Annotated in this window: 9 protein-coding genes; 3 read left to right on the forward strand and 6 right to left on the reverse strand. The window is 70.6% G+C overall.

Annotation, left to right across the window (positions count from 1 at the left end; all coding sequences use genetic code 11):
* Nucleotides 1-351 (forward strand): TrmH family RNA methyltransferase (locus ON39_RS02350; RefSeq protein WP_040730329.1); only part of this gene is annotated, 351 nt, incomplete at its 5' end.
* Between the two features lie 163 nt (nucleotides 352-514).
* Complete coding sequence (locus ON39_RS02355; protein ID WP_040730331.1) at nucleotides 515-793, forward strand: DUF4190 domain-containing protein; 279 nt, start codon at nucleotides 515-517, stop codon at nucleotides 791-793.
* On the opposite strand, the gene ON39_RS02360 is transcribed toward ON39_RS02355, so the two are convergent.
* Both ON39_RS02360 and ON39_RS02365 read right to left on the reverse strand, forming a co-directional pair.
* Nucleotides 790-1,599 carry an enoyl-CoA hydratase/isomerase family protein gene (locus ON39_RS02360; RefSeq protein WP_040730333.1) on the reverse strand — a complete coding sequence of 270 codons (810 nt, stop codon included), beginning with the start codon at nucleotides 1,597-1,599 and terminating at the stop codon, nucleotides 790-792. The two genes, ON39_RS02355 and ON39_RS02360, sit on opposite strands and share 4 nt — an antisense overlap.
* Nucleotides 1,600-1,654: 55 nt before the next feature.
* The gene (locus tag ON39_RS02365; RefSeq protein WP_040730334.1) at nucleotides 1,655-2,827 is read right to left on the reverse strand and encodes an acyl-CoA dehydrogenase family protein; all 1,173 of its coding nucleotides are present in this window, start codon (nucleotides 2,825-2,827) and stop codon (nucleotides 1,655-1,657) included.
* A gap of 207 nt (nucleotides 2,828-3,034) precedes the next feature.
* Here ON39_RS02365 and ON39_RS02370 point away from each other — a divergent pair, with 207 nt between their 5' ends.
* Nucleotides 3,035-3,625 carry a dihydrofolate reductase family protein gene (locus tag ON39_RS02370; RefSeq protein WP_040730335.1) on the forward strand — a complete coding sequence of 197 codons (591 nt, stop codon included), beginning with the start codon at nucleotides 3,035-3,037 and terminating at the stop codon, nucleotides 3,623-3,625.
* Between the two features lie 11 nt (nucleotides 3,626-3,636).
* Here the strand turns inward: ON39_RS02370 and ON39_RS02375 are convergent, their stop codons facing one another.
* From ON39_RS02375 to ON39_RS02390, 4 genes are all read right to left on the reverse strand, one after another.
* On the reverse strand, nucleotides 3,637-4,506 hold the full coding sequence (locus ON39_RS02375; protein WP_040730336.1) for a metal ABC transporter permease: 870 nt from the start codon (nucleotides 4,504-4,506) through the stop codon (nucleotides 3,637-3,639).
* Nucleotides 4,503-5,435: a metal ABC transporter ATP-binding protein gene (locus ON39_RS02380; RefSeq protein ID WP_063713293.1), complete on the reverse strand. Its 933-nt coding sequence runs from the start codon at nucleotides 5,433-5,435 to the stop codon at nucleotides 4,503-4,505. The genes ON39_RS02375 and ON39_RS02380 overlap by 4 nt, the downstream gene beginning before the upstream one ends.
* On the reverse strand, nucleotides 5,432-6,316 hold the full coding sequence (locus tag ON39_RS02385; RefSeq protein WP_040730337.1) for a metal ABC transporter solute-binding protein, Zn/Mn family: 885 nt from the start codon (nucleotides 6,314-6,316) through the stop codon (nucleotides 5,432-5,434). Before ON39_RS02385 ends, ON39_RS02380 begins: the two co-directional genes overlap by 4 nt.
* A gap of 188 nt (nucleotides 6,317-6,504) precedes the next feature.
* Nucleotides 6,505-8,120, reverse strand: a 1,616-nt coding sequence (locus ON39_RS02390; RefSeq protein WP_040730338.1) for a glycoside hydrolase family 15 protein, incomplete at its 5' end; no start/stop codon positions are given.

The following is an 8,120-nucleotide window of genomic DNA, read 5'->3' on the forward strand; positions in this document are numbered from 1 at the left end:
CGCCGCAGCGCGAGCGTCACCGCCGTCGCGTGGCGGACCAGCGCGGGCGCGGCGGCCCGGCTGCCCGTCGCGCGCGCCACGAATCTGACTCGCACGCTGAAGGATTGGGCCGCCAAGGGCATCCAGGTGGTCGGTCTGGACGCGGGCGGCGACGCCACCCTCGACGACTTCGACGGCCGTGAGCCCACGGTCATCGTGGTCGGCTCGGAGGGCAAGGGCCTGTCCCGGCTCGTCCGCGAGAACTGCGACTCGATCCTCAGCATCCCGATGGCGGGGCCGGTCGAGTCCCTCAACGCCTCGGTCGCCGCCGGGGTGGTCCTCGCCGAGATCGCCCGCCAGCGCCGGTCCTGACTTCGGCTCGAAAAACGCTGCACCGCAACGGATTTTGCGAGAACTAGGGTAACTCGTCGGACGCGCCCGACGCGCGGGAGGTGGTCCGGCACGAAACGTGCCAGGGCGCACCGCCACCGGTAATAGTCACGGAAAAGCGGTCGAGCCCCGTAGAATTCGGCTCGTGGTCATACCCAATCAGCCCATCGGGAGCCCGGTCGAGCATCCGAACGCGACGGCGGTGCTCTGGCTCGGCGCGGCCAGCGTGCTCTGCTGCGGTGTGCTCGGGCCGGTGGCGTGGGCGATGGGCAAGCGCGCCCTGGACCAGATCGAGGAATCCAACGGCGCCTACGGCGGGCGCGTGCAGGTGGTGGTCGGGTACATCCTCGGCATCATCGGCACCGTCCTGATGATCATCTTCGCGGTGCTCTACCTGCTGATCCTGCTCGGCGGCAACGCCTAATCGAGGCTGGGGCGCTCCTGGTCGTCCTTGTCGTCCCAGGCCGGCCACTCCTCGCTGACGCTGCCGGTCCACTTGGGCTGCCTGCGCTCCTTGAACGCCACCATCGCCTCGCCGCCGTCGATGCTCTTGCTGACGTGCGCGTTCAGGTCGGTCTCCAGCTGCCCGACCATGGCCGGGGTCATCCCGAGCCCCTCCCACAGCAGCCGCTTGGACATCGCCACCGGCAGCGGCGCCGACCCGTTGACGATGTCGTGCGCGACGGCCAGCGCCATCGGCAGCACCTCGCCGCCGGGCAGGCACGCGTTGGCCAGGCCCATCGCCTTGGCCTCGTCGCCGTCGAAGGTGCGGCCGGTCAGCATGATGTCCGCGGCGTTGGCCATGCCGATCAGCCGGGGCAGGGTCCAGTGCGCGTAGCCGTCGGCGAGCACGCCGCGCCGCACCTGGTTGAGCCCGTAGACCGCGTCCTGCGCCATGTAGCGCAGGTCGCACTGCAGCGCGAGGGCGAGTCCGATGCCGACCGCGTGGCCGTTCACCGCGGCGATCACCGGCTTGCGCACCCGCCAGGGCGCGGGCTCGATGGTGGCGCTCACGTCGCCGACGCGGCTGGACAGGTCGGCGCCCGCGCAGAACGCGGGCGGGGTGCCGGTGATCACGACGACCCGGATGTTGTCCTCGTCGTCGCAGCGCTGCAACGCGGCGCTCAGTTCGGCGGCCATCGCCGGGGTGAAGGCATTCTGCTGGGCGGGCCGGTTGAGCGTGAGCACGGCGATGCCCGCGGCGACATCGACGTGCAGTTCCGAACTCATGCCAGCGATGGTAGTCGAGGAGTTCCCGCCCCGGCCCCGGCCCGAAAAACCTCGCTCAGGCGCGCAGTACTTTGCGTCCGATCGCGTACTTGTGCACCTCGGTGGGCCCGTCGTACAGGCGGAACGCGCGGATATCGCGGAAGATCATCTCCACCACCGTCTCGTCGCTGATGCCGATGCCGCCGAGCACCTGCACGCACCGGTCGGCCACCTTGAACAGCTCCTCGGAGACGTAGGACTTGGCGATCGAGCTCTCGTGCCGCGCCTTCTCGCCGTTGTCCATCAGCCAGCACGCGTGCCAGATGGTCAGCCGGCACTGATGCAGCGCGATCTCGTTGTCGGCCAACATGAACGAGACGCCCTCGTGCTCGCCGATCGGCTTGCCGAACGCGGTGCGGGTGCGCGCGTGCGCCACCGCGATGCTCTGCGCCCGCTCGGCCGCGCCGAGCCAGCGCATGCAGTGGGTGAGCCGGGCCGGGGCCAGCCGCAGCTGGGCGTAGCGCAGCGCCTGACCGGCGTCGCCGAGCAGCGCCGAGCGCGGCAGCGTGAGGTTGTCGAAGCGGACGACGCCGTGTCCGGCCACGTAGTTGCGGTCCATCGTGTTCATCGTGCGCTCGATGACGATGCCGGGCTGATCGCCGTCGGTGAGGAACAATGTCGGGCCGGCGGGCAGGTGCGGGTTGTCGGCCAGGCGCGCCATGATGATCCACGTCTTGGCGCCGTTGGCGCCGGTGATCAGCCATTTACGTCCGTTGACGGTGAAGTTCTCGCCGTCGAAAGTCGCGGTGGTGGCGAGCTGGCCGGGATCCGAGCCCGCGCCGTCGGGCTCGGTCATGGCGAACACCGAGCGATGCTGCCCGGCGACCATGGGCGCGAGGTGGCGCTCGACCTGTTCGGGGTTGGCCACCTTGGACAGCAGGAACATATTGCCCTCGTCGGGCGCCGCGCAGTTCATCGCGATCGGGCCGAGGGTGGACCAGCCCGCCGCCTCGTAGATCACCGCCTGCTCGATGTGCGAGAGCCCCCGCCCGCCGAGCGACTCCGGCGCCTGCACGGTGAGCAGCTTCTCGGCGCGCGCCAGCTCGACCAGTTCCTGCCGCAGCTCGTCGGTCGGGCCGTGCGCGGTGAGCCGGGGATCCCGCTCGAACGGGACGATCTTGTCGACGACGAACCGGCGTACGCGGTCGCGTTCGGCGGCTAGCTCGGCGGGCAGCGAGAAGTCGATCATCGATGGTCACCAATCGTTCGGGGGTGCGTGCGTCGAGCATACGAAACGGGGCCCGAGTGACTGAAGGCACCCGCCCTCAAAGAGTGATCCGGGCCGTTATCCGAACGTTATGCAGACCGTGGCGGGGATGCGTAGAGATCCGCAGCCATGTTCCGACCTGTCCGTACGCGCCGCCCCGGCTCGCGAAAACCGGAAGGAACCAAAGAAATGCGTAAAGTCATCGTCGTCAACATCATGTCGCTGGACGGCTGCTACGAGGGCCCCGGCGGCAATGTCATGGCCCTGCCGATGGACGCGGCCTTCGACCGCTACAACCTCGAGCGCATCGAGACCGCCGACACCGTGCTGCTCGGCGGCGGCTCGTACGCGCTGTTCCAAGGCTTTTGGCCGGGTGTCGCCCAAGACCCTGCCGCCTCGGCGACCAATCAGGCGTTCGCCAAGCGCTACAACGCCATCGACAAGGTCGTCGTCGCCGACCACGCCACCCGCCCGGCGGCCGGACACCCGTGGGCGGACAACACCACCATCGTCGCGCGGGCCGACGCGCACGCGAAGGTGCGCGCGCTGAAGGCCGAAAACGGCGGGGACATCGTCGTTTTCGCCAGCCGGGTGCTGTGGCACGACCTGCTGGCCCACGGCCTGGTCGACGAGCTCCACCTCATGGTCGGCGCGACGCCGGTGGGCGCGGGCACCCCGCTGTTCTCCGCGAACGTCGCGGGCCTGCACCCCATCGACACCCGCACGTTCTACGACTCCGGCAACGTGCTGCTGCGCTACCGGGTCGAGCAGCTTGCGTGAGGCCGACGCGCTCAGCGGGCGAGCGCGAGCCGGCGCCGCCGGGTGCCGACCACCCGGCACGCCAGGTAGATCAGGAAGGAGATCGTCGTGACGAAGGTGGAGACCGGGACGCCGGGCGCCAGCGAGAGCAGAATGCCGCCCACGGCGGCGATCTCGGCGAAGACGACCGCGAGGACGGTGGCCCGCACCGGATTAGCGGTCAGCTGCGCGGCCGCGGCGGCGGGCGTGATCAACAGCGCGAGCACGAGCAAGGCGCCGACGATCTGCACCCCGAACGCCGCCGTGATGCCGAGCAGCACCGCGAACACGATCGACAGCGCCCGCACCGGAACCCCGCGCGCCACCGCCACTTCCGGATCGGAGCTGGCGAACAGCAGCGGCCGGTAGACGAGCGCCAGCACCGCGAGCACGCCGACGGTGCAGGCCGCGAGCAGCGTGATCCCGCCGTTGCCGACGCTGACCACCTGCCCGGTCAGCAGCGAGAACTTCGATCCGGCCCGATCGGGGCCGAGCCACAGGAACAGCACGGACAGCCCGAGCCCGAACGACAACACCACCGCGATCACCGAATCGCGTTCGCGGGCCCGCGTTCCCAACAGGCCGAACAGCACCGCCGCGACCACCGAGCCGGCGATGGCGCCGACGCCGACGCCGATCCCGGCGAGCAGCGCCGCGGCCGCGCCGGTCAGCGACAGCTCGCTGGTGCCGTGCACGGCGAACGACATCTGCCTGCTGATGATCAGCGGGCCGATCACCCCCGACAGCAGCCCGAGCAGCGCGGCGGCGAGCACCGCCTGCTGGACGAAGTCGTAGGAGAGCAGGTTGGCGGTGGTGGCGAAGTCGAACATCTTGCCGAGCACGTCGGACAGTTTGTCGGTCATGCCACACTCGAATCCTGTTCGGGGGCGGCGTTTTCCGGGGCACGGCCGCTGTCCGCGCCGTGGCAGTGCGCCCCGGCGGAGCCGAGCGCGTCCATCGTGTCGCCCGTCCCGACCACCACCAGCCGCCCGCGCACCCGCAGCACGTCGACCTGGGTCCGGTAGAGCTCCGAGAGCACCTCGGAGGTCATCACCTGCTCCGGCGTCCCGATCCGGAACCGCCCGTCCACCAGGTACAGCACCCGATCCACCAGCGGCAGAATCGGATTGATCTCGTGGGTCACGAAAAGCACGGCGGTGTCGTGGGTTCGACGTCGCTTGTCGATCAGCTCCGCCACCAGGCGCTGGTTGGCCAGGTCCAGGCTGAGCAGCGGCTCGTCGCAGAGCAGCACCTTCGGATCGCCCACCAGCGCCTGCGCCACCCGCAGCCGCTGCTGCTCGCCGCCGGACATCGTCTCCAACGGCGCGTGCGCGAACCGCTCCGCGCCGACCTCGGCGATGGCCGCCGCGACCCTGCGCCTGCGCTCGGCGCGCGCCCGGAGGCCGAGCCCCCAGCGGTGGCCGTCGTAGCCGAGCCCGACGAGATCGACCCCGCGCAGCTGCACCCCGGCGTCGATCGTCTTCTGTTGCGGCACATAGCCGATGTCCGGGTTGCCGGTCCGCGCGGGCGCGCCGGCGATCCGGGCGGTGCCCGCGCCGAGCCCGAGCTGGCCGAGCAGCACCTTCAGCAGCGAGGTCTTGCCGGAGCCGTTCGGGCCGAGCACCGCGACGAACTCACCCGGCGCCACCTCGAGATCCAGGTCCTGCCAGAGCGTGCGATCGCCGAAGGACAGCCGCGCCCCGTCTAGCCGGACCGCCGCGGCGTCCGACGGCGCCCGCCGCTCGACGCGCTCGGTCAGCGCTGGTTCCTGGTCGCGCACGGTGCTGCTCATCTCAGTGCCGCGCTGAGCGCCTCGGCGTTGCTGGTCTGCCACTGTAGGAAATCCGCTCCGGCGGGCAGGGTTTCGGACACCTCGACGACCGGCAGCCCGCTCGACTGCGCCACCGCGCGCAGGTCCTTGGTGATCTTGTCCTGGGTCTGCACGTTGTACACGAGCGCGCGAACCTGCTTGCCGGTCAACAACTCCCGGGTCGCGGCGACCGTGGCGGGCGCGGGATCGGTCTCCTGCTCGATCGCCTCCTGGAACTCGTGCGGCGTGCGATCCTCCACACCCGCGGCGCGCAGCAGGTAGTGCGCCAGCGGTTCGGTCTGCACCACAGGGGTTTTCGGGTGCTCGGCGGCGAGTTTGCCTGCGGTGGCGGTGATTCCGGCCAGCCCGGTCTTGAAGGCGGCGGCGCGCTCGGTGAAGCCGCTCGCGGCGGCCGGGGCCAGTTCGCCCAGGCTGCCCGCGATGCGGTCGGCGACCGCGGCGACGGTGCCCATGTCGTAGAAGACGTGCTCGTTCGAGTCGCTCTTGTCGGGGCGGGCCTCGAACGCGTCCACGGTGCGCTTGTCCCGCCCGGCCACGGCCTTCTCCGCGAACTCGTCGTAGCCGCCGCCGTTGTAGACGACCAGGTCCGCGTCGCGCAGCTTGGCGGACTCGACGGCCGAGGTCTCGTGGGAGTGCGGATCGGCGGACGGATCGCTGATGATCGACTCGACCGTGGCGTCCGGCCCGGCGATCGTCGCGGCGATATCGCCCCAGACATTGGTGGAGGCGACCACGGTCGGCTTGCCCGACGCCTTCGCGTCGTCACCGCAGGCGACGAGCGAGAGCGCGGCGACAACCCCCGCTGCGGCGCCGACGAGCCGTTTGGCAGTGCTTGTCTTCACGCGGGGTACTCCTGTGACGCTCTACAGCTGGTGACGCACTCGAGCGGGTGACACAACGCAGCTTAATGGAAATGGTTTCTGTTTCACTTTAGCAACCGCGCGCCGCCGAGACGAGCCCAGGCCCGTCGGCGGGAGCGCGTGCGCGCTCGGCCGCCGACGGGCCCGGGAGAAACGTGCGATGAATCCGGTTAGACGAGCGCCTCCACCGGCTGCCCCAGCAGCTGCGCGCAGCGCAGCAGGCCGAGGTGGCTGTAGGCCTGCGGGTGGTTGCCGAGCGATCGCTCGGCGACCGGGTCGTACTCCTCGCTGAGCAGTCCGGTCGGCCCCGCCACGTCCACCAGCTGAGCGAACAACGCCTCGGCGTCCGAACGCTTGCCGATGAGCAGGTACGCCTCGACCAGCCAGGCCGCGCAGAGGTGGAAGCCGCCCTCGCCGCCGGGCAGGCCGTCGTCGTGGTGGTACCGGTACACCGTCGAGCCGCTGCGCAGCTCGGCCTCGGTCGCGACGACGGTCGCGGCGAAGCGCGGATCGGACGGGTCGATCAGTCCGCTCAGCCCGATGTGCAGGGTCGCCGCGTCCAGGTCGGTGCCGTCGTAGGCCGCGGTGTAGGACTGGACCTCGTCGTTCCAGCCCTTGGCCTTCACCTCGTCGGCGATGGTGTCGCGCAGCGTCGCCCAGGCCGGGTCGATCTCGCGGCCGAACTTGCGCGCGAGGGTGAGCGCCCGGTCGACGGTCAGCCAGCCCATCACCTTCGAGTACACGTGGTGGCGCGGGTTGCCGCGGATCTCCCAGATGCCGTGGTCGGGCTCCTGCCAGCGCCGCTGCACGGCGGAGACCATGGCGCGCACCAACTCCCAGTCCGCGTCCGGCAGCGCCTGGGCGGGATCGGTGATGCCCTTGACCTCCCGCGCGTGCGCGAGGGTCGCGATGAGATCGACGATCGGGCCGAACACGTCCAGCTGCACCTGCATATTGGCCGCGTTGCCGACGCGGACCGGACGCGAGCCCGCGTACCCGGGCAGCTGATCGATCACGGCCTCCGGGGGCAGCGTCTCGCCGTACAGCGTGTACAGCGGGTGCAGCCGCTCGGGTCCGGGCAGGGTCTCGAGCACCCGGTGCACCCAGCCGAGGAACTGCTCGGCCTCCTCCAGCGATCCCAGCGAGACCAGCGCCTGCGCGGTCAGCGACGCGTCGCGCAGCCAGCAGTAGCGGTAGTCCCAGTTGCGCACGCCGCCGATGTCCTCGGGCAGCGAGGTGGTGGCCGCGGCCAGAATGGACCCGGAGGGCGCGTGCACGAGGCCGCGCAGGGTCAGCGCCGAGCGCTTCATCAGGTCCGGCTTCAGCTGCGGCAGCGTCAGCGTGCTCGCCCACTGCAACCAGTAGTTCTCCGCCGCGCGGCGCCGCTCCAGTTCGTCGGTCTTGGCCGGCTTGAGATCGGAGGTGCCGCAACGCATTTCCAGCACGATCGGGCCCTTGGACGGGTCGACGACCGCGCGCGCGGAGTCGTGCGTGCCGTCGCTGATGATCTCCCAGGTGAGCCCGGGGGAGCGCAGCACCGTCGGGTCGTTGGTGCCGAGCACCCGCAGCCCGTTCTCGGTGGCCTCGATGCTCACCGGCACCTGACCGAACTCCGGTCGCGGCGCGAAGGTGACGACGGCCTTGGCGTCGCCGGTGATCACCCGGGTCAGGTCGGTCCGCGTGGCGGGCACGTCGTGCGGCAGGTAGTCCACGACTTGCAGCTTGGCCCAACGGGTTTCGACGGTCATGGTGCTGTCGATGTAGCGCTGCGAGAGCGGCAGGCCGG

The sequence above is a fragment of the Nocardia tenerifensis NBRC 101015 genome, assembly GCF_000308715.1.
Classification (GTDB): domain Bacteria; phylum Actinomycetota; class Actinomycetes; order Mycobacteriales; family Mycobacteriaceae; genus Nocardia; species Nocardia tenerifensis.